This window comes from Flavobacterium sp. LMO8 (genome assembly GCF_009495755.1).
Classification (GTDB): domain Bacteria; phylum Bacteroidota; class Bacteroidia; order Flavobacteriales; family Flavobacteriaceae; genus Flavobacterium.
In genome coordinates this window covers 318,932-340,250 of the sequence record NZ_WIBJ01000031.1, presented here as the reverse complement: position 1 = coordinate 340,250, position 21,319 = coordinate 318,932, and the positions used below count along the sequence as shown (strand labels likewise).

Below are 21,319 nucleotides of genomic sequence, written 5' to 3'. Positions count from 1 at the left end.
CTGAATTACGCTACTTTTTCTCCTTTTTTTAGTTCAATAACCGTAATTTCGGGCATAATTCCTACTCTACCTGGGTACGCATGGAAGCCAAAACCACGATTTACATAAATATATCTTCCTGCATTTTCATACAATCCAGCCCATTGTTTATATACATATTGCACCGGACTCCATTTTATCCAACCCGGAATTTCTATACCAAATTGAAACCCATGTGTATGACCCGAAAGTGTTAAATGATAATGATTGTCATCGTGCTGAATTTTCTCATCCCAATGACTTGGATCGTGACTCATTACAATTTTGAAATCTTCTTTCGTTAAACCTTTCGAAGCCAAATTCAAATCGCCACGTTCACCAAATTTTCTTCCCCAGTTTTCAACACCTACGATGGCTAATTCCTGATTGTCTTTTTTGATTTTTACATGCTCATTTAATAACAATTTAAAATCAATTTTATCATGAATAGCTTTTATGCCTTCAAAATTAGCTTGTTTTTCAGTTTGTGATTTCCAATCTATATATTCCCCATAATCGTGATTCCCTAAAATAGAAAACTTTCCAAATTTTGGATTATGAATTTCTTTAAACGTATCAATCCACGGATCCATTTCGGTAGCGTGTGTATTTACAATATCACCCGTAAACAAAACCATATCCGAATTTTGTTCATTAATCAAATCGATAGCATACTGAATTTTCTCGGCATCATCAAAACTTCCACTGTGAACATCTGAAATATGAGTAATCGTGGTTCCATCAAAAGCATCGGGTAAATCTGGGAAAAACAAAGTTTGTCTGATTACTTTGTAATTGTATTTTCCAATGGTAATTCCGTATAAAAAAGAAGCAAACGGAATAGCTGCGATTCCTAAAGCAATTTGACTTACAAACTTCCTTCTTTCGGGTAAAAAACCTTCGGAACCGCTTTTTGTTATCACACCAAATAATCCTGCAAAAAAGCGAACGATATCTTCTCCAAATAAAATGATGGTTAACAATAATTTCGGCACATAAAGTAGTAACAACAAACCAAAAGTCAACATAGTTTGCGGTGTTTGCCCTACACTTCTATCAAAATGATACAATTGGTAAACAATATAAAATAAAGCAATTGCTGATGTTACATAATAGAAAATAAAAAACCACTTCGATTTAATCAAAGTCTTAAACGCCTGAAAAGCATAGATTTCCAGAATGACAACAAATACTAAAAAAACAATCCAACGAATCATTAACTCTTTTTTTTTGCAAAGTAAGGAACAAGTTAGACAAATTGATGCTGCATTAAATGAATTTTAACAAAGTTTTTTTAAGCAAAGAATTGTACTTTTACATTTTAAATGAAATTTCAGAACAATGTCACAAAAACGTCTTTTCCTTCTTGATGCCTACGCGCTTATTTTTCGTGGGTATTATGCTTTTATAAAAAATCCTCGTATCAATTCTAAAGGAATGGATACTTCCGCTATTATGGGATTCATGAATTCTCTAATGGATGTCATTAAACGCGAAAAACCAGATCATTTAGCCGTAGCCTTTGATAAAGGCGGAAGCGATTATCGTTTTGAAATGTATCAAGAATACAAAGCACATCGTGACGAAACGCCTGAAGCAATTAAAATTGCGGTTCCTTACATTCAAGAGTTATTGCGCGCCATGCACATTCCAATTATCGAAAAAGCAGGTTTTGAAGCTGATGATTTGATTGGAACATTAGCAAAACAAGCCGAAAAAGAAGGCTTTCAAGTTTTCATGGTAACACCAGATAAGGATTTTGCCCAATTGGTTTCGGAAAATATTTTCATGTATAAACCAGCCCGAATGGGGAATGATATCGAGATTTGGGGAATTCCTGAAGTCTTAGCGAAATTTGAAATCGAACGCCCTGATCAAGTAATTGATTTCTTAGGAATGATGGGCGATTCTGCCGATAATATTCCGGGATTACCTGGTGTGGGAGAAAAAACAGCGAAGAAATTCTTAGCGGAATATGGAACTTTAGAAAATTTATTGGCTAACACGCATCAACTAAAAGGTGCGATGAAAGACAAAATCGAAGCTAATAAAGAATTAGGAATTTTATCCAAAAAATTAGCTACTATCCTACTCGATTGTCCGGTGACTTTTGATGCTGATGATTACGAACTATCAAAACCAGATGTGGAGAAAACAGATGCTTTGTTTCAGGAATTAGAATTTCGTCAAATGAAAGCGCAGTTTGATAAGTTATTTGGTTCTGGGAAAGAATACGACGAAATTGATGCCAACGGAAATACTTCTGAAATCCCGCAACCCATAAAAAAAGCTCCAGCTAAAAAATCAAACGAAGACCAATTTGATTTGTTTGGATTTAGTGACGAATCGGATGAACCAACAGCGAATCATTCGTATTATGCAACCTTAGAAAATACGACGCATTTCTACCAAATAGTTCAAGGCGATTTACCTGTAAAATTATTAATGCAGAATTTATTGAATCAAACTTCGGTATGTTTTGATACGGAAACTACTGGAATTGACGCTTTGAATGCCGAGTTAGTAGGAATGTCGTTTTCTTTCGAAAAAGGAAAAGGATTTTATGTTCCGTTTCCCGAAAATCAGGAAGAAACCCAAACATTAATTGAAAAATTCCGACCATTCTTCGAAAATGAAAACATCGAAAAAATTGGTCAGAACATGAAATACGACTTGAAAATTCTTTCGAATTACAACATTCAAGTCAAAGGAAAATTATTCGACACCATGATTGCGCATTATTTGATTAATCCTGATATGCGTCATAATATGGATGTATTGTCGGAAACCTATTTGAAATATGCGCCAAAATCCATTGAAACGTTAATTGGTAAAAAAGGGAAAAATCAATTATCAATGCGCGATGTTCCTTTGGAAGATATCAAAGAATATGCAACTGAAGATGCTGATATAACCTTCCAATTGAAGGAACATTTTCAACCGATTTTAGAAAAAGTAGGCACCAAAAAATTGTTTGACCAAATCGAAATTCCGCTAGTTCCTGTTTTAGCGGATATGGAAAAAGAAGGCATTCGTTTGGATGTGGAGTTTCTAAAAAGCATGTCGGTTGATATGCAAAAAGAAATCGATGCGTTTGAACAACAAATTTATGAAACCGCTGGTGAGAAATTCAATTTAGCTTCTCCAAAACAGTTGGGCGATATTTTATTCGACAAACTAAAAATTGGTGGTGCGAAACAAAAGAAAACCAAAACAGGCCAATATGCTACCGGTGAAGAAGTATTGAGTTATTTAGCAAACGAACATCAAATTGTGCGCGATATTTTAGAATGGCGACAAATGGTGAAATTACAAAGTACGTATATTGATGCGTTACCAAATCAAGTCGATAATAAAACTGGAAGAGTTCATACCGATTATATGCAAACGGTCGCTGCAACTGGTCGTTTAAGTTCGAATAATCCAAACTTACAAAACATTCCAATTCGTACCGAAAGAGGGAGACAAATTAGAAAAGCGTTCATTGCTCGAGATGAAAATTACACGCTACTTTCTGCCGATTATTCTCAAATTGAATTGCGTATTATTGCTGCTTTATGTGGCGAAGAAAATATGATAAAAGCGTTTCAAAATCACGAAGACATTCACAAAAGTACGGCTGCAAAAGTATTCAATGTGCCCTTAGACGAAGTAACAAAAGAACAAAGAAGTCATGCCAAAACTGTAAACTTCGGAATTATTTATGGGGTTTCGGCTTTTGGATTGAGCAACCAAACCAACTTATCTCGAAAAGAAAGTGCAGAATTAATTGAAGCGTACTATCAAACGTATCCAAAATTGAAATCGTTTATGACTTCGCAAGTAGATTTTGCCAGAGAAAACGGCTATGTAGAAACCATTTCAGGAAGAAGACGTTATTTAAAAGACATCAACTCAGCCAACGCCATTGTTCGTGGTGGTGCGGAACGAAATGCAGTGAATGCACCAATTCAAGGTTCGGCTGCGGATATCATCAAAATTGCGATGATTAACATTCATAAAAAGTTGACTTCTGAAAACTGGAAATCAAAAATGCTATTGCAAGTACATGACGAATTAGTCTTTGACGTGCACAACTCCGAATTAGAAAAAATTCAACCGATGATCAAACACGAAATGGAAAATGCTTTCAAAATGGCAGTTCCGTTAGATGTTGAAATAGGATTGGGTAAAAATTGGTTGGAAGCGCATTAATTTTAGTTTGGAGTTTGGAGAATTGAGTTTGGAGTTATAAACTTTGTCATTTCGACGAAGGAGAAATCTCATAATAAATTAGAAACATGATAAATAAAATTAAATTTCTTTTTGAAACTAAAATGTATTTGATTTCAATAATTCCATTATTGTTTTTAATTTTCATAGATAATGTAGCTCATTATGGATATAATAAAACTGTTGGTTGGGCATATGATATCAATGGAATCAGTTACTATTCTATTAATTTTTTTATAAGCTTTATAATTGGATTTTCATTTTTAGCTTTTATCAAAGCAAAAACAAATTTTATCTTGTCCTTTTTATTCTTTATATCTTTCGTTTTTTTTTTGTTTGATACAAGACGGCAACATACAAATAGTTTTTACAGATAAAGTTTTACTATTTATCACCTTACTATTTCTAATGATTTTTATAAATTCCATTTATTTGAAATTCAAATCTCAAAAATAACCCATCAACCACGATACGTTTCAAAACCTATCGGGTTATTTTTTGAAAACATTTTGCCATTTCAAATAATATTTAGATATTTGTCTAAATATATAAACAAGTATGAACGCAATTTTCAAAGCCTTAAACGACGAAACCAGAAGAGATATTCTGGAATTGCTGCGTAAACAGGAAATGACGGCTGGCGATATTGCGGACCAATTTCATATTTCAAAACCCAGTATTTCGCATCATTTGGATATTTTAAAACGTGCCGATTTAGTCACGAGCGAGAAAAAAGGACAATTTGTAGTCTATTCTTTAAACACTACAATTGTTGACGATATTTTACAATGGATTATTACTCTAAAAAAATAAAGTATGGAGAAGTTTAAAAAAGAAATTCCGTTTATTGCTGTGGCTTTGTTGCCTTTTGCTTACTTAGCTTACATTTGGAATCGTTTACCCGAAAAAGTTCCAATGCATTGGAATGGTGCTGGAGAGATTGACCGTTGGGGAAATAAAAGCGAACTTTTCATAATGCTTTTCATGCTGATAGGAATTACTTACTTCGTATTCTTGATAATTCCCTACATCGATCCAAAGCAAAAATTACAAAATATGGGCAACAAACTGAATAATTTACGAATGATTCTTACTTTATTTATGTCGGGTTTGGCGGTTTTTATTTTGTATAGTGTACAACAAAAAAGCAGTAATCCTGGCTTTGTATTTGCAATTATTGGCTTGCTTTTTGCTTTCTTAGGTAATTATTTCAAAACGATAAAACCGAATTATTTTATTGGGATAAAAACACCATGGACATTAGAAAACGAAGAAGTCTGGAAAAAAACACATGTACTAGGCGGAAAACTATGGTTCATTGGCGGACTTTTAATGGCGTTGACATTTTTGATACCTAATGAAATGCAATTGTATACTTTTTTAGGAATTACAGCCGTTATTAGTATTGTTCCGATTATATATTCGTATTTGGAATTCAAAAAAATCAAAAATCAGTAACAAAATAAAATCTCAACTACTAATTAGTAAAACAAAAAATCATGAAGAAATTACTATTACTTTTTGTATTTGCCTTTTCTACTTTCACTATTGCACAAGATAAATTCACACGAATTGATAGTTTGTTAAACTATTTAAACGAAAACAACAAATTCATGGGTTCGTTAACTATTCGCGAAGGAGAAAATGTAGTTTTTAATAAAGCGTATGGTTTTGCCGATGTAGAAAAGAACATCAAAGCCGATCGCTTGACACGTTACAAAATAGGTTCGATTTCTAAAACTTTCACAGCTGTAATGGTAATGCAATTGATTGAAGAGAAAAAACTAACCTTGCAAACCAAGTTGAATCGTTTTTATCCGAAAATGCCAAATGCTGAAAAGATTTCGATTTACGATTTACTACATCACAGAACCGGAATTGTGGATTTTGTTAACCAAGATTCCACATTTCATAAAGTAATTGACAAAAAACATTCTAAAGAAGATATTTTAAAAGTAATTACTTCATACGAGCCTATTTTTGAACCAGGAAGCAAATACGAATACAGTAATTCGAACTTTTTTATATTAGGATGTATCATCGAAAAGTTGACAAAAAAATCATATGGTGAAAACTTAGAAAATCGCATTGTAAAAAAAGCAGAACTAGGAACATTTGAAAACAAAACTGAGATGACAGACAAAGGCGCAGTTACTAAAAAAGTCTTTGTTCCAACAACATATTTTACAGAAGAATCAACAAATACTGCCAATAAAGAAAGTTATTCCTATTACTTTGATGGAGAAAAATGGATTAAATCTTACGAAAATCACAATTCCATAGCATTTTCTTCAGGAGGAATTACTTCTACTCCAGCTGATTTAACGAAGTTTATTTATGCACTTTTTGATGGAAAATTAGTAAAATCAACTTCTTTAGACCAAATGAAAGAAATTAAAGAAGGCTATGGAAAAGCGCTTATTCAATTTCCGTTTGGCGAAAGACGTTTTTATGGTCATGGTGGAAGAATTGAAAATTTTAATTCAATGTTAGGTTATTATCCTGCTGAAAAATTGAGTTTTTCATTAATAACAAATGGCGATAATTATATCCAAAATGACATTACTATAGGCATATTAAGCATTTATTACAAAATGCCTTTCCCGTTTCCACAATTCATGAAAATGGATGCGACTGAATTGGCAAAATATATTGGAACTTATGCTTCAAAAGAAATTCCTCTAAAAATTACGGTTTCCGAAAAGAATGGTGAATTATCAGCACAAGCCACTGGACAAGGTGCTTTTCCATTGACATTTAAAGAAGAAACAACGTTTGTTTTTGCTCCAGCCGGAATTGAAATGGTTTTTGGAGACAAGTCGTTTGTTTTAATTCAAGGTGGAATGAAATTCAACTTTACAAAAGAATAAAGATGAAAAACACTATCGCAACCATCAAAAGCATTACCAATAGCAAATATCTCGATATCATTGGAGTGTTTTTGGTGGTGGGCGTTTCGGTGTATTTAGAATATTATAAAACCACTTACGATTTTAGTTTTAACGAAAAGAATTACTCGTTTTACTTGGGTTACTTTTCCATTCTAAACACTTGCTTATCGATGATGGCGACACGATTGGTCACGAAGAAAAACAACATTGGGAATTTAATCAGCACTTGCAACACCTTATTAAGCGGAAGTATTGACTATCTTTTAGGAAATATTGGTGCAATTTTAACCTATCCCGTTTCGTTTTTTGGGAATTATTTTGCGTTCCGAATTTGGAAGAAGAAACAATATTTAAATGCGATTGATAGTATCTTTTTCCGAAATATGGTAATTGGATTACTCCTTTCGTTAGTATTGAATTACATTGCTTTTACCACTTTCTCAAATAAAGTTATTGACTGGAAATTGTTTTTCGCCATAGCCATTCCAGCCGGAATTAGTTTTGGAGGCACCTTTAATATAGGAAGAATGTATCCTGACAATTGGATTAACTGGCAAGTATATAATTTATTCAAGATTGTACAAAATGTCATGCTGATGAACATTGCCAACACCGCAAAATATGTATTTTATATGTTCAATGCGATTTTGGGTTATATCACTTGGAAGGATGATAAAGCGAAACAACTATAACTTTCTAGTAGATTCTCTATGACGTAATTCTGTTTTAATCTCAACGGTTTGCGGTTGATAAAACTCATCTTTAGAATTCAATTTATCGATTAAGAGTTCAGCCGCTTTTTCACCAATTTCTGGTGCATGCTGACTAACCGTAGTTAAACTAGGTGTCAATCTTTTCGACCATACACCATCTGCAAAACCAATTACATTTAATTCTTCTGGAATTTTAATTTCGTTTTTATAAGCAAATTTCATTGCCATTGTAGAAGCGTGTTCATCTAAAGCAAATACAGCATCTAACTTATGATTAGACATTAAATCTTGCAATTTATTATCAAATACCTCTGTATCTTTTTCTAAAACTACTAATTCCTCATTTAATACTAAATTATTTTCTTTCAATGCTTTTACATAACCCTCATAACGTAAATGTCCAACACTTAAATTATCAATAGTTGAAAGCACCGCTATTTTTTTACTTCCTAATTTAATTAAATATTGCGTTGCATCAAAAGCCGAATCAAAATCATCTACAATAACTTTATCACAATTAATAGCTTCAGAGACCCGATCAAACATTACTATAGGAGTTCCACTATTCATAATGTCTTTAAAATGTTTAGATTCTTTTAAAGATTGAGTTTCTTCTGCAACACTTACAATGAATCCATCAATAGTTCCACTGTTTAGCATATCCATTATTTCTTTTTCTTTTAAAAAAGACTCATTAGATATTCCAGTAATTACATTATAACCTTTTTCAAGAGCTTTTTTCTCAATACCACTAAAAACTTTAGCAAAAAAAGGATTCAATATATTAGGAATAATTACTCCAATAGTATTTGTTCTTTGATTTTTTAAATTTTTAGCAATACTGTTAGGCTTATAATTTTGTAAAGCAGCATACTCACGAATTTTAATTTTAGTAGCTTCACTAATCTCTGGACTATCACTAAGAGCTTTAGACACTGTAGAAATTGAAACGCCAAATTCAAGGGCAATTTGTTTTAAAGTTGCTTTTGCTTTCATATGTTAACAAGTTATTTTGTAAAATTAATACAAATCTTCAATTAATATACAACATATCGTAATTTTATGCAAACAAACTGCGATAAAAACAATAAAAAAGAATAATTTACAAAGTAGGTTTGTAATTCTAATAAATAATTGTACTTTTGCACTCCCTTTATTGGGAATGGAATGTTTAATTTAAATTAATTATTGTGAACACATTAAGCTACAAAACAGTATCAGCCAACAAAGCAACTGCAGACAAGCAGTGGATTGTTGTGGACGCTGAAGGGCATAACTTAGGTCGTTTATCAACAAAAGTAGCAATGCTTTTAAGAGGTAAATACAAGCCAAGTTATACACCGCACGTTGATTGTGGAGATAACGTAATTGTTATCAACGCAGAAAAAATCAACCTTACTGGTAACAAGTTAGATGACAAAACGTACATCAGACACACAGGTTACCCAGGAGGTCAAAGAAGTTTAACTGCTAGAGTAATGCAACAAAAAAACCCTGCATTATTAGTAGAAAAAGCTATCAAAGGAATGTTACCTAAAAATAAATTAGGTGCTGAATTATTCCGCAATTTAAATGTATATGTAGGTTCTGAGCACAAACATGCAGCTCAAACACCTAAAACCGTTAACCTAAACGATCTTAAGTAATGGGAGTTATTCACAAAATCGGTAGAAGAAAATGCGCTGTTGCACGTGTTTATGTTTCAGAAGGAACAGGAAAAATCACTGTAAACAAAAGAGAATTCACTAACTACTTCCCAACTGCAACTTTACAGTACAAAGTTATGCAACCAATGTCTATGACAGAAAATGCATCTAACTTTGACGTTAAAGTAAACGTATATGGTGGTGGTTCAACAGGACAAGCAGAAGCTGTGAGAATGGCTATTGCAAGAGCAATGTGTGAAGTTGAGGCTGAAAACAGAGCTATCCTTAAACCAGAAGGATTATTAACAAGAGATCCTAGAATGGTTGAACGTAAAAAATTCGGTCAGAAAAAAGCACGTAAGAGATTCCAATTCTCGAAACGTTAATATTCGATATTTATCAGAATATATTTTCAGATTTATTTTTACAATTAAAATTGAATTAAAAACAAAGTTGTCGATATTCCTTGTAAAAAGGGAATTAGTTTAGCATCTAAATTTTCAAGACTAACGTAAGTGACTACTTGAAAATTGCTAATCACGGAACGTAAACTATTACACAATGGCAAACAAAATTGACGTTAAAGAGTTATTAGAAGCAGGTGTACATTTCGGACACATGACTCGTAAATGGGATCCAAACATGGCTCCTTATATTTATATGGAGCGTAATGGTATTCATATCATTAACCTATATAAAACTGCAGCTAAAATTGAAGAAGCTAACGAAGCTTTGAAAAAAATTGCTGCATCTGGTAGAAAAGTATTATTCGTTGCTACCAAAAAACAAGCAAAAGATATCGTTGCTGAGAAAGCAGCTGCATGTAACATGCCTTACATCACTGAAAGATGGCCTGGTGGTATGTTAACTAACTTCGTAACTATCCGTAAAGCTGTTAAGAAAATGGCTTCTATTGATAGAATGAAGAAAGACGGTACTTTCATGACTTTATCTAAAAAAGAAAGATTACAAGTAGATCGTTTACGTGCTAAATTAGAGAAAAACTTAGGTTCTATTGCTGACATGTCTAGACTTCCAGCAGCTCTTTTTGTAGTAGACGTTAAAGCTGAGCATATTGCAATTAAAGAAGCACAAAAATTAAACATTCCAGTTTTCGCAATGGTAGATACGAATTCGGACCCACGTCCAATTGATTTCGTTATTCCTGCTAATGATGATGCTTCTAAATCTATTGATAAAGTTTTATCTTTAGTATCTGCTGCTTTAATCGAAGGTCTTTCTGATAGAAAAGTTGAAAAAGACGAATTACCAGCTAAAGAAGTAGAAGCTACTGAAGCTCCTGCTACTGAAACTGAAGCATAAATAAATTAAATTCCAAGAATTAAATTCCAAATTCCAAACTTGTTCTAACTTTTAGTTAGCAATTTAGTAAAATTGGAATTTGGGATTTAGTAATTGGAATTTTTTACTTTTATAAACAACAAATTAAAAAATATATTATGGCAACAATTACTGCTGCAGACGTAAATAAATTAAGAACTATCACTGGTGCTGGAATGATGGATTGCAAAAAAGCATTAGTGGAAGCAGAAGGAGATTTCGATTTAGCTATCGAAAACTTAAGAAAAAAAGGTCAAAAAGTAGCTGCTAACCGTTCAGATAGAGAATCTACTGAAGGTGCTGCTATTGCTGCTATCAACGCAGACAACACAGCTGGTGTAGCTATTACATTAAACTGTGAAACTGACTTCGTAGGTAAAAACGAATCTTTCGTAAAATTAGCTAATGACTTAGCTAACCAAGCATTAAAATTTGCTACTAAAGAAGAATTATTAGCTTCTGACTTCGGTGGAATCACTGTTGCTGAGAAATTAATTGAGCAAACTGGAGTTATTGGAGAAAAAATTGAAGTAGGTTCTTTCGAAAGATTAGAAGGTGCTTTTGTTGGATCTTACATCCACGCTGGTAAAATTGCTACTTTAGTTGCTTTATCTGCAAACGTTGCTGGAGCTGACGAAGCTGCTAAAAACGTTGCAATGCAAGCTGCTGCTATGAATCCAATTGCTTTAAACGAAGCTGGTGTTGATGCTGCAATTATTGAAAAAGAAATCGAAATCGCTAAAGAGCAATTAAGAGCTGAAGGAAAACCAGAAGCAATGTTAGATAACATTTCTAAAGGAAAAATCCAACGTTTTTACAAAGACAACACATTAGTAAACCAAGATTATATTAAAGACGGTTCTATGAGCGTTGCTGCTTATATTAAATCAGTAGATGCTAATTTAGTTGTAACTGGATTTAGTAGAGTTGCTTTAGGATAATTTTCCTAATTCAAAACATATAAAAACTTCAATCTTAGGGTTGAAGTTTTTTTTTATGTTATAATTCTCCTACTTTTGATAAAACAATCGCAATGTTTCAAAGAAAAAAAGACATCATATACGTAGTATTAGCAGGTATTTTTATCACAAATGCCTTAGTAGCAGAATTAATTGGCGGAAAATTAATACATGTTGGGAACACCGTAATGAGTTTAGGGATTTTACCTTGGCCCATTGTATTCATCACAACCGACTTAATCAACGAATATTTTGGTGAAAAAGGCGTAAAAAAACTATCTTTCATAACCGCTGGGTTAATTGCTTATACTTTTTTTCTGTTACTGATAGGACTTCAAATTCCAGCAGTAAAAGGAGATGGATTAATTTCTGACGAACAATTCAATGCGGTATTTGGTCAAAGTATGTGGATTATTGTAGGAAGTATTACAGCGTTTTTAGTTTCACAATTAATTGATGTTACCATTTTTCATTTTGTAAAAAACCGAACAGGAAAGAAAATGCTCTGGTTAAGAAGTACAGGTTCAACTGTAATTTCACAATTATTTGATAGTTTTATTGTTTTAGGTATTGCCTTTTGGCTACCAGGGAAAATAAATGGTGAAACATTTGTAGCATCTGCATTAACTGGATATTCTGTTAAATTAGGAATTGCTATTTGCTTAACACCTTTAATTTATCTCGGACATTATTTAATTGACAACTATTTAGGAACAGAAAAACATGGAAACTAAACAAAGATGCGCTTGGTGCGAAAAAGACGATTTATATCGAAATTACCATGATAACGAATGGGGAAAACCAGTTTATGATGATGCAACTATTTTCGAATTTTTGATTTTAGAAACCTTTCAAGCGGGATTAAGTTGGTATACCGTTTTAGCCAAAAGAGAAAACTTCAGAAAAGCATTTGATAATTTCGACTTACAAAAAGTTGCCAATTATTCAGAAGACAAAATGGCTGAATTAGCAGAGGATATAGGAATTATTCGAAATAGATTAAAAATCAAAGCGACAGTTACTAATGCACAGGCTTTTATAAAAGTGCAGGAAGAATTCGGGACTTTCTCTAAATATATTTGGGGATTTGTTGATGGAAAACCGATTGACAACCAACCCAAAACCTTAAGCGAAGTAAAAGCAACTACTCCTATTTCAGACGCATTAAGCAAAGATTTAAAAAAACGGGGATTTAAATTTGTAGGTTCGACAGTTATGTACGCACACATGCAAGCGACAGGAATGGTGAATGACCATATTATGGAATGTTTTACAAGAAAATAAAGAAATGAACAACGACCCACTTCACGGAAAATCATTAAAAACTATTGTAGAACAATTGGTAGATTTCTATGGCTTTGATACTTTAGCAGAACTAATCAATATAAACTGTTTTAAAGACAACCCGTCAATAAATTCAAGTTTAAAATTTCTAAGAAAAACCGATTGGGCAAGAAAAAAAGTAGAGGAATTGTATATTAGAACGTTGCCGAAGTTTTAAATAAAATAAAAAAAAGGCTGTCAAATGACAGCCTTTTTCATTATAAATTATAAACATAAATACCAATTAAAGCTAATATTACATAGAGTAAAATCAACAAAAGTTCAAATTTATATCTATAAAAAAACTTCATTAATTTTTGATTATTTTATGTGACTGAGAATTCCCATTACCATCTGTAACTTTTAATAAGTAAACTCCATTATTGAAGTTTGAAATATCAACATTATTTGTTCCAATAATTACATGTTGGTTTAAAACTAATTTTCCTAATAAATCATAAATTTCTATTGAAACATTTTGTTGTGAAACAATATTGAAAATTCCGTTTGAAGGATTAGGATAAATAGTACTGTTTGCGCTATTTTCAAAATCTGAACTCCCTAAGGTTACACAAGTATTACCTGTTGTAATTGTTGAACCTGATCTCCAGTTTGAAGTTGTTCCTGTCAAAGTAAAATTAGTTAAAGTTCCATTGTTTCCATTACTAGAACTATCAAGAAGTGAAGTAACCGTTGAATTATTCACGCTATCATTCCCTTGGTTAAACTTGTAATAAGCAACTAATTCAGGTTGTGTTTGTGCTTCACAATTCATTGTATTCATAATATCAGTTTGAGATAAGGCAATATTCCAAACTCTTACTTCATCAATATCTCCATTAAAATACTCAGAGGCAATATTACCAACACCAATTCTTAATCTATTATCAGAATTACGTAATGTTCTATTTCCAATAGCTACAGAAGCTTCTAAATTTCCATTCAAATACAAACGCAATGAATTGTTATTTTCAAATACAAAAGTTGCATGATACCAAGTATTTGGTGTCAATACAGTTGTTCCTGTCATAAATGTATCTGGAGTTGCACTAATTCCAGCACTTAATCTCCCTGCAGCATTTACATCAATCTGTAAAGACCAACCTCCTGTTCCATCATTTCCTCTTTGAAGAATTCTATCACTATTAGCTGGAATTGAAGGAATTCTAAACCAAGCTTGATACGTTTGATTTTCAGTATTGTTAGTAATTGCATTTGCTGAAACAATAAAATCATTAACTCCATCAAAATTTAAATGGGTTGCATTTGCAATAACCGTTACAACAATTTCTACTCTTGCACTTTCACAACCATTTGCATTTGTGGAAGCAACCCAATACGAAGTATTTCCAGCTGAAGCAGTACTTGGCGTTGGAGCTGTAGTATCTCCTGTACCGCCTGTAGCAGTTGTGTACCATACTAAACCTGTACCGTTTACACCTACTGTTGCAGTTAAAGCAGAAGCCGTATCACCTTGGTTATAAACTACTGGAGTAGTTACTGTTGGTGCTGAAGGCACAATTGAACCTGTAGTTACAGGAGAACCTGCTAACCAGTTTGATGTAGTACCGGTTAATGTAAAGTTAGTTAATGTACCGTTTGGACCTGTAACAGCATTTAATGTAGTAACTGTTGAATTATCAGATTGATCTATACCTTGATTGAAATTATAGTAAGCAATTAAACCTGATTCGTTTCCAGCTAATTCACAATTCATTGAACCATTAATTTGTTCAGGTGTTCTTGCGCTAGACCAAACACGAACATCTTCAATATTACCTGTAAAGTTTTCCGTATTTGAACCTATTCTTGATCCAATATTAACTTGATTAGCTGTTGCAGGTAAGCTAACAGTAGCCGCTTGAGAACCGACTAATACCCCATTTGCATACACAAACATATTCGTTCCATCGTACACTGCTGCTATATGAGTCCAAGTATTTAGAGGAACCGTAAAAGAAGAATTCAATACCGTTCCATTCAACCAAAATTGAATGTTGTTGTTATTTCTTACACGCAATAAAAATTTATGGTAGGCTCCATCATAATCAGTAATAATATTATTCCATCCATTCAAAGCCGAAGGATTAATCCATGCTTCTAAAGTTAATGCAGTTGCTCCATTTAAAGCAGTTGCAATAGAAGAACCTATGTTTACAAAATCATTCGAACCATCAAAGTTTAAATGAGTTGCAGGTAAAAGTACATTTACAACAATTTCTGTTCTTGTACTCTCACAACCATTTGCGTTAGTTGAAGAAACCCAAAAAGAAGTATTTCCAACTGTAGCTGTACTTGGAGTTGGGGCTGTTGGAGAACCTGTGCCTCCTGTTGCTGTTGTATACCACATTAATCCCGTTCCGTTTGCACCTGCTGTTGCTGTTAATGCTGATGCTGTTGCTCCTTGAGCATAAACAACTGGAGTTGTCACCGATGCAACTGAAGGAACTATCGAACCTGTAGTTACTGGAGAACCAGCTAACCAGTTTGAAGTTGAACCATTTAAAGTAAATCCATTTAAAGTTCCGTTATTTGCATTAGCTGTTGCATCAGTTGCTGAAGTAATAGCTGAATTGTCAGCTGTATCAATACCCTGATTTAATTTATAATATCTTAATAATCCAGGTTCATTACCTAGCAATTCACAGTTTTTAGAAGCCGCCAATTGATCTGGTGTTTTTACAACGTTCCAAATTCTTACATCATCAATATTTCCATTAAAATATTCTCCTCCATATCCTGAAGCTCCTATTCTATATGGTTGAACGGTGTTTTGCAAGGAATATGCTGCTGGTATAGCCATTGAAGCAACCTCAGTTCCATCAATATATAATTTTAATGTTGTATCATTATATACCATAGCTACATGTTGCCATGTGTTAGCAACGATAGTACCAGCTGCTGAATTTAAATCATAAGCACCAAATCCAAGAAATCCATTAAGTCTATCATTAATAATTCTTAAATTAAAATGTGCACCATTTGAAATATGATTTCCAACAATAGTTTTGGTGCCCGTTACACTTGGTGTATAAACCCAAGCTTCAGCCGTAAAAAAGTTAGAACCATTTAATGTTGATGTTAATGAGCTTCCTAAATCAACAAAATCATTTGCACCATCAAAATTTAGATGAGTGGCTTGTGGAAACATAAAAGTACTAAAATATAAATCTCTAGTAGCTAATGAAACGCCATTTGAATAAGCCGAACCATTTAAATAACCATTATTGTTCGTGAATAAATTAATTCTTGCTCCATCAGAACTCTGTAAACCAAATGTGTATGTATTACCCGCAATTAATGAAATTGTAGACGGAAAATTTACAACTACAGACCCTCCTGTAGCACTATTGACATTTAAATTTGCAGAACCTAGTAAAGAACCTCCGTAGCCATCACCATCATAAATTGATACTGTAAAATTTCCTGGTAAGGTAGGAGAAGGAGTATTATTAACGTTAAAAGTTATAGATGCTAAATTACCCGTAATACCAGCTCGAAAAGATTGACCGTCATTATTCCCAAATACCAGTAAATCTGTTGAAAAACTTCCATTACCTGTTTGATCTAATGTTTGTCCAAAAACCGAAATAGCACACATGAAAAGTGAGCATAAAAAAAGGATTTTTTGTTTCATACCTAAAATATTTAAAGTTTGTGAAACAAAAGTATTTTTTAAAAGAATGCAAATTATTCTATTGGGACAAACTGCAAAACTATGTGGACGAAATCAAAAATCAAATGAAAAACTTCTTGAAATAGGCAATTCAAATTCGTTAACCTTTATGAAAGAAGATTTCTTTTGTGTAACTTTCGATTTATTTACTATGTATGAACGATGAACTCTACAAAACATCTCAGAATCTAATTCTTTATAAAAGTTGTCTAGAGTATTTCGAATGGTTATGGTTTTGTTAGTTAGTTGAATATCTACATAATTTTTATCACTTTTCAGAAAAAGAATATCTTCAAAATTTACTTTTACGTCGTCAAAACCATTTTTAACAATTACGTAATTTACTTTGTTCTTGATTTTGGCTAATTCAATTGCAGCAATTAAATCGGATTCCTTAACTGGCTTTGTCAAATACGTAACAGGATTTACCTCAAAGGCTTTCAACATAGTTTCTTTTTCGGTTTGTCCTGTTATAAATATAATTTGACTATTTTTTACAAATTCTTTTGCCCACATAATACCGGTGTCTTTACCATGTAAATTTATGTCTAGCAAAATGATATCGGGATGAAATACGTTCATTTTTTGTGTTGCATCTTCAACTGTAAAAGCTAATTCAACATCCTTTAAATCACTATCATTTAGTAAATTTTTGATGTAATTAGCAATTAAAACTTGATCCTCAACAATTAATATTTTAGACATTTCCTATTGATTTGATAAAACTTAAATGAAATCCATTATTGATAATTATTTCTGGATGCACTCCCATTTGTTGACATAACTGTTTAACTAAAACAGGATGAATCTCTTGAGAATTATTTTTTTGACCATTATCGGAATAGTTAAATGCAAATTGGTTTTGAACCTTTATTATTTCAATACTGATATTTTTTAATTGGTCATCTTTAAAAGCATATTTTACAGAATTCATAATTAATTCTGTAACTAATAATCCCAAGTACATAGCCGAATCTGAATCAGAACTTATGCTATCAACGTTTAATTTTAAAACTATATTTTCGTTTGTACATATTTCAGAGAAACGCTCTTCTATTTTTTTAAAATATAAATGTAAATCAACTGTTTTTTTATCCTTTGAGGCATATAACTCGCGGTGTAATATAGCAATTGACTGAATTTTGGATTGCAATCGAATTAAATCAATATTTTCCTTATTTTCCTTTTTATTTTTCCTAATGGTTTCACTAATTAACAAACTGATTAACTGCAAATTGTTATTAACCCGATGATTAGTCTCGCTTATTAAAAATTCATTTTCTTTATTTAATTTTTCAAGCGCTTTTTTTGATTTCCCTATTTTTCTACTGTAAAACAATAAAGTTGCCAAACCTGTAAATAAAAAAAGTAAAATAACTAATAATAATAATTGATTTTTCCTTGAAGTTACAAGCTCTTTTTCTTTAGATTCAATAATAAATTTATTTTCTAATAATTCATATTTTTTAGAATTTGCAACTTTTTCAATTAACAAGTCAATATTTGCTAATGAATCTCTATAAGAATATGCATTTTTATAATCTTCTTGAAGTATATAACAAATTTTAATTTCGTTATAACACTGTTGTATTTGAAAAAGATTATTTATTTCCTTAGCTTTTTTTAAACCTTGATTATGATAAAAAATAGCAAGATTTAAATTATTTTCTTTTTGATGATAATATCTGCCTAGATTTATAGAAATATCTACATAAGCTATTTTAGAATTATATTTTTCAGCTAATTGATGTGCTTGTAAAAAATATTTTTGTGCGTTTTTTGGATTCCTATGAAAATCTAAATAGCCAATCTCATTGAGCGTGTAAGCAATAATTGATTTGTCAGTTATTTCTTTTTGATTTTTAAGAATATTATTTCCAATTTCTTTTATCTTTAATAAAGAATCAGGCACATTATTATAATATTCAGCTAATAATGCTATTCGCCTATTTAAAAAAAAGTATTTATAGTCTAAGTTTTTGTTTTTTGGAAATAATTTTTCAGCCTCAAAAATATAATTATTCGCTAAATTTCTTTTTACCAATGAACGAGCAACCTCTGCCTTTATTGTTAAAATATAAAAAAGTTTACTCTTATCATTTTTTACTTTATAAAATTTTTCTGCTTCATCTAAAAAATAAAAACAACTATCTGTTTTATATAGAGATTTTAGAATTCTTGAATATTTAATATATAAATCTGCTTTATTATTAGAATTTACTTTTAATTTTTTTATAGCTTTTTGAGTTACTATACTGGCAGAATCGTACTGAAATTTATTTAAGTAATAATCAATTTTTCGATCAATATCATTTTGACAAAAGCAGTTTTGAATTGAAAAAAAATAAAAAATAAAAAATAAAATTTTTGTTATTCTCATTAAATTATAATTTAGATAAACTTACTAATTTATTTTTAATTTAGTTACTTATTTGTTTTTCAACACCATCAAAAAATCTTCTCTATCAATTTCTACGCAACCTAAACTATCCAAATGGTCGTTATAGACTTGGCAATCTAATAAATGATAGTTAGCCATTTCTAATTGTTTTGCTAACGCAATAAAAGCTAATTTACTAGCATTTGACACTTTTGAGAACATACTTTCACCACAAAAAACGTGACCTAAATCAACTCCATACAAACCTCCTACTAATTCATCTTCTTGCCAAACCTCAACACTTTTTGCGATTCCTAATTCGTGGAGTTTACAATAGGCTTCTACCATGTTGTCGGTAATCCAAGTGCCAGGTTGATCTTTTCTAGAAATCCTTTTGCAATTTAGAATTACATCCCTAAAAGCAGTATTAAAAGTAACTTTAAATTTCCTTTGATTGATTATATTTCGCATGCTTTTCGAAATCTTCAAATCTTCAAAAAACAACACCATGCGTTCTGGTGGACTCCACCACAAAATAGGCTCATCATCTTCAAACCATGGAAATATTCCCGATTTATAGGCCAATACGAGTCGTTCTGGAGATAAATCACCTCCAACGGCTACAATACCTTCGGGTGAAGCTGTTTCTGCTGGTGGGAAATATAATTCTTTGGTTAAAAAATACATTCGGTAAAGTACAAATTCAATATCAAATTTCAAGTTCAATAAAAAAGTCAGAAATTCAAGTATCACTTAAACTTCTGACTTCCATCTTCCGACTTCTAACTTTTAGAAAGGTAAATCGTCGTGTTCTTCTTCTTTAAAGTTAGTTGCTGGTTCAAAAGCTTCTGCAGCAGGCACTGGAGGCGTCATTGGTGATGCGCTTGGTGCTTCTGCTTGTACTTTTTCAATTCTCCAACCTTGGATAGAGTTAAAAAATTTAGTTTCTCCTTGTGGATTTACCCATTCTCTTCCTCTTAAATTGATAGAAACTTTTACTTGTTCACCAACATTATAATTGTTTAACAAATCTGTTTTGTCTTGTGCAAACTCAATCAAAATGTGTTGAGGATATTGCTCTTCTGTAGTAACTACAAGTTCTCTTTTTTTGAAAGAAGCACTTACTTGTTGTACAGGATTAATTAATTTTACTCTTCCTAAAACTTCCATAATACTTAAATTTATTTTTTTGCTAATAACAATTTCCAAGCGTCAATAGCTCTTCCATTGTCTACATATTCTTTTGCTTTTTGAAATTTTGTATCCATATCATCCGAACTTAAAACGGCTTTTACTTCAAAATTTTCTTTTACAAATATAGCAATTTCTTCTTCTGTTGGGATATTTTCTATGTTACCTAATTTTCCTAAATCATTACCCGTAAAATAGCCACTTTCTTTGATGAAATCGGGAATCATATCTACACCAATTCCTAAAGTAGTTAATGGTTTTTCCACTTCAAACATTCCTACATTAGAACGACTATACCAATTGCCTCCCATTCGGGCAACTAAATCAATTTTGTGTTGGTCAATCATTCCTGTCGCATCTAAAACAGCTTCATTAATGTGAATTTTTACCACTTCACAAATTACTAAATTTCCTGCTCCTCCTTGGTCTCCTAATGCAATTACATCATTAATTTTACATTCAAATTGTACTGGACTTTCAGCCACACGAAATGGTTTTACTTTATCAGATTTTAGCATCGTAAATCCGGCTTTTTCAAACTCATTTACACCATCTGGATATTCGGTACTTGATAAGGACATTTGTTGTACGATATCGAAATTCACTACATTAATTACCACTTCTTTCGTGTTTTGGGCATTAATCAACGTGTGTTTTGTAGTATTATCACGCACGCGTCTTGCTGGCGAAAAAATCAAAATTGGCGGATTAGAACTAAATACATTAAAGAAACTAAATGGTGATAAATTTGGATTTCCATTACTATCCATCGTACTAGCAAATGCAATAGGTCTTGGCGCTACCGCACTTTGTAAATATCCTTGTAATTTTGCTGGAGCTATTTCTTTTGGATCGATGCTTAACATGTTGAAACTATTTTTTACAAAGATAATAAGAACAAGAACAATTTCAAGTACAAAAAACAATAGCAAGTGCAAAAATCAAAGACAAATACAATTACACGATCAA

Annotated in this window: 21 protein-coding genes; 13 read left to right on the top strand and 8 right to left on the bottom strand. The window is 32.0% G+C overall.

The annotated features are described in order from the left end of the window. Window positions 1-5: 5 nt before the first annotated feature. Entirely contained in the window at window positions 6-1,235 is a 1,230-nt protein-coding gene (locus tag GFJ94_RS09515; protein ID WP_153201304.1) for a metallophosphoesterase, read from the bottom strand. Between the two features lie 124 nt (window positions 1,236-1,359). Between GFJ94_RS09515 and polA the strand changes: the two genes are divergently transcribed. The 5 genes from polA (at window position 1,360) to GFJ94_RS09490 (ending at window position 7,813) form a co-directional block, all read left to right on the top strand. Then, a complete protein-coding gene (gene polA, locus GFJ94_RS09510) occupies window positions 1,360-4,212 on the top strand; it encodes a DNA polymerase I (RefSeq protein WP_153201303.1) in 2,853 nt (950 codons plus the stop codon). 576 nt (window positions 4,213-4,788) lie between these two features. Beyond that, window positions 4,789-5,043 carry an autorepressor SdpR family transcription factor gene (locus tag GFJ94_RS09505; protein WP_008256034.1) on the top strand — a complete coding sequence of 85 codons (255 nt, stop codon included), beginning with the start codon at window positions 4,789-4,791 and terminating at the stop codon, window positions 5,041-5,043. Window positions 5,044-5,046: 3 nt separating this feature from the next. Further along, a complete protein-coding gene (locus GFJ94_RS09500) occupies window positions 5,047-5,688 on the top strand; it encodes an SdpI family protein (protein WP_153201302.1) in 642 nt (213 codons plus the stop codon). 41 nt (window positions 5,689-5,729) lie between these two features. Continuing rightward, the gene (locus GFJ94_RS09495; RefSeq protein ID WP_153201301.1) at window positions 5,730-7,100 is read left to right on the top strand and encodes a serine hydrolase; all 1,371 of its coding nucleotides are present in this window, start codon (window positions 5,730-5,732) and stop codon (window positions 7,098-7,100) included. A 2-nt stretch (window positions 7,101-7,102) separates the two neighbouring features. After that, window positions 7,103-7,813: a nicotinamide mononucleotide transporter family protein gene (locus GFJ94_RS09490; protein WP_153201300.1), complete on the top strand. Its 711-nt coding sequence runs from the start codon at window positions 7,103-7,105 to the stop codon at window positions 7,811-7,813. On the opposite strand, the gene GFJ94_RS09485 is transcribed toward GFJ94_RS09490, so the two are convergent. Continuing rightward, window positions 7,808-8,830: a LacI family DNA-binding transcriptional regulator gene (locus GFJ94_RS09485; protein ID WP_153201299.1), complete on the bottom strand. Its 1,023-nt coding sequence runs from the start codon at window positions 8,828-8,830 to the stop codon at window positions 7,808-7,810. The genes GFJ94_RS09490 and GFJ94_RS09485 overlap by 6 nt on opposite strands. 194 nt (window positions 8,831-9,024) lie before the next feature. On the opposite strand from GFJ94_RS09485, the gene rplM reads away from it, so the two are divergent. The 7 genes from rplM (at window position 9,025) to GFJ94_RS09450 (ending at window position 13,281) form a co-directional block, all read left to right on the top strand. Further along, the gene (rplM, locus tag GFJ94_RS09480) at window positions 9,025-9,480 is read left to right on the top strand and encodes a 50S ribosomal protein L13 (RefSeq protein ID WP_162523833.1); all 456 of its coding nucleotides are present in this window, start codon (window positions 9,025-9,027) and stop codon (window positions 9,478-9,480) included. Beyond that, the gene (gene rpsI / locus GFJ94_RS09475) at window positions 9,480-9,866 is read left to right on the top strand and encodes a 30S ribosomal protein S9 (protein ID WP_008256015.1); all 387 of its coding nucleotides are present in this window, start codon (window positions 9,480-9,482) and stop codon (window positions 9,864-9,866) included. The genes rplM and rpsI overlap by 1 nt, the downstream gene beginning before the upstream one ends. A 175-nt stretch (window positions 9,867-10,041) precedes the next feature. Beyond that, window positions 10,042-10,803, top strand: coding sequence for a 30S ribosomal protein S2 (rpsB, locus tag GFJ94_RS09470; RefSeq protein WP_008256012.1), 762 nt, complete (start codon window positions 10,042-10,044; stop codon window positions 10,801-10,803). 137 nt (window positions 10,804-10,940) lie between these two features. Beyond that, entirely contained in the window at window positions 10,941-11,762 is an 822-nt protein-coding gene (gene tsf / locus GFJ94_RS09465; protein ID WP_153201298.1) for a translation elongation factor Ts, read from the top strand. A 92-nt stretch (window positions 11,763-11,854) separates the two neighbouring features. Beyond that, window positions 11,855-12,514 carry a queuosine precursor transporter gene (locus GFJ94_RS09460; protein WP_153201297.1) on the top strand — a complete coding sequence of 220 codons (660 nt, stop codon included), beginning with the start codon at window positions 11,855-11,857 and terminating at the stop codon, window positions 12,512-12,514. After that, window positions 12,504-13,064, top strand: a complete 561-nt coding sequence (locus GFJ94_RS09455) for a DNA-3-methyladenine glycosylase I (protein ID WP_153201296.1) — start codon at window positions 12,504-12,506, stop codon at window positions 13,062-13,064. Before GFJ94_RS09460 ends, GFJ94_RS09455 begins: the two co-directional genes overlap by 11 nt. After that, on the top strand, window positions 13,030-13,281 hold the full coding sequence (locus GFJ94_RS09450) for a VF530 family DNA-binding protein (RefSeq protein ID WP_153201295.1): 252 nt from the start codon (window positions 13,030-13,032) through the stop codon (window positions 13,279-13,281). The genes GFJ94_RS09455 and GFJ94_RS09450 overlap by 35 nt, the downstream gene beginning before the upstream one ends. 132 nt (window positions 13,282-13,413) lie before the next feature. Here the strand turns inward: GFJ94_RS09450 and GFJ94_RS09445 are convergent, their stop codons facing one another. The 4 genes from GFJ94_RS09445 to aat form a co-directional block, all read right to left on the bottom strand. Then, window positions 13,414-16,740, bottom strand: a complete 3,327-nt coding sequence (locus GFJ94_RS09445) for a LamG-like jellyroll fold domain-containing protein (protein ID WP_153201294.1) — start codon at window positions 16,738-16,740, stop codon at window positions 13,414-13,416. A 93-nt stretch (window positions 16,741-16,833) separates the two neighbouring features. Next, a complete protein-coding gene (locus GFJ94_RS09440; protein ID WP_153201293.1) occupies window positions 16,834-17,484 on the bottom strand; it encodes a LytTR family DNA-binding domain-containing protein in 651 nt (216 codons plus the stop codon). After that, a complete protein-coding gene (locus GFJ94_RS09435) occupies window positions 17,477-19,159 on the bottom strand; it encodes a sensor histidine kinase (RefSeq protein WP_153201292.1) in 1,683 nt (560 codons plus the stop codon). Before GFJ94_RS09435 ends, GFJ94_RS09440 begins: the two co-directional genes overlap by 8 nt. Window positions 19,160-19,207: 48 nt before the next feature. Then, window positions 19,208-19,846: a leucyl/phenylalanyl-tRNA--protein transferase gene (gene aat / locus GFJ94_RS09430; protein WP_153201651.1), complete on the bottom strand. Its 639-nt coding sequence runs from the start codon at window positions 19,844-19,846 to the stop codon at window positions 19,208-19,210. Here aat and GFJ94_RS12740 point away from each other — a divergent pair. After that, on the top strand, window positions 19,732-19,983 hold the full coding sequence (locus tag GFJ94_RS12740; protein ID WP_370513830.1) for a hypothetical protein: 252 nt from the start codon (window positions 19,732-19,734) through the stop codon (window positions 19,981-19,983). The two genes, aat and GFJ94_RS12740, sit on opposite strands and share 115 nt — an antisense overlap. Here the strand turns inward: GFJ94_RS12740 and GFJ94_RS09425 are convergent. Then, a complete protein-coding gene (locus GFJ94_RS09425; RefSeq protein WP_153201291.1) occupies window positions 19,949-20,329 on the bottom strand; it encodes a DUF3127 domain-containing protein in 381 nt (126 codons plus the stop codon). The two genes, GFJ94_RS12740 and GFJ94_RS09425, sit on opposite strands and share 35 nt — an antisense overlap. Before the next feature lie 11 nt (window positions 20,330-20,340). Beyond that, complete coding sequence (locus GFJ94_RS09420; protein ID WP_153201290.1) at window positions 20,341-21,216, bottom strand: flavin reductase family protein; 876 nt, start codon at window positions 21,214-21,216, stop codon at window positions 20,341-20,343. Between the last annotated feature and the right edge of the window lie 103 nt (window positions 21,217-21,319).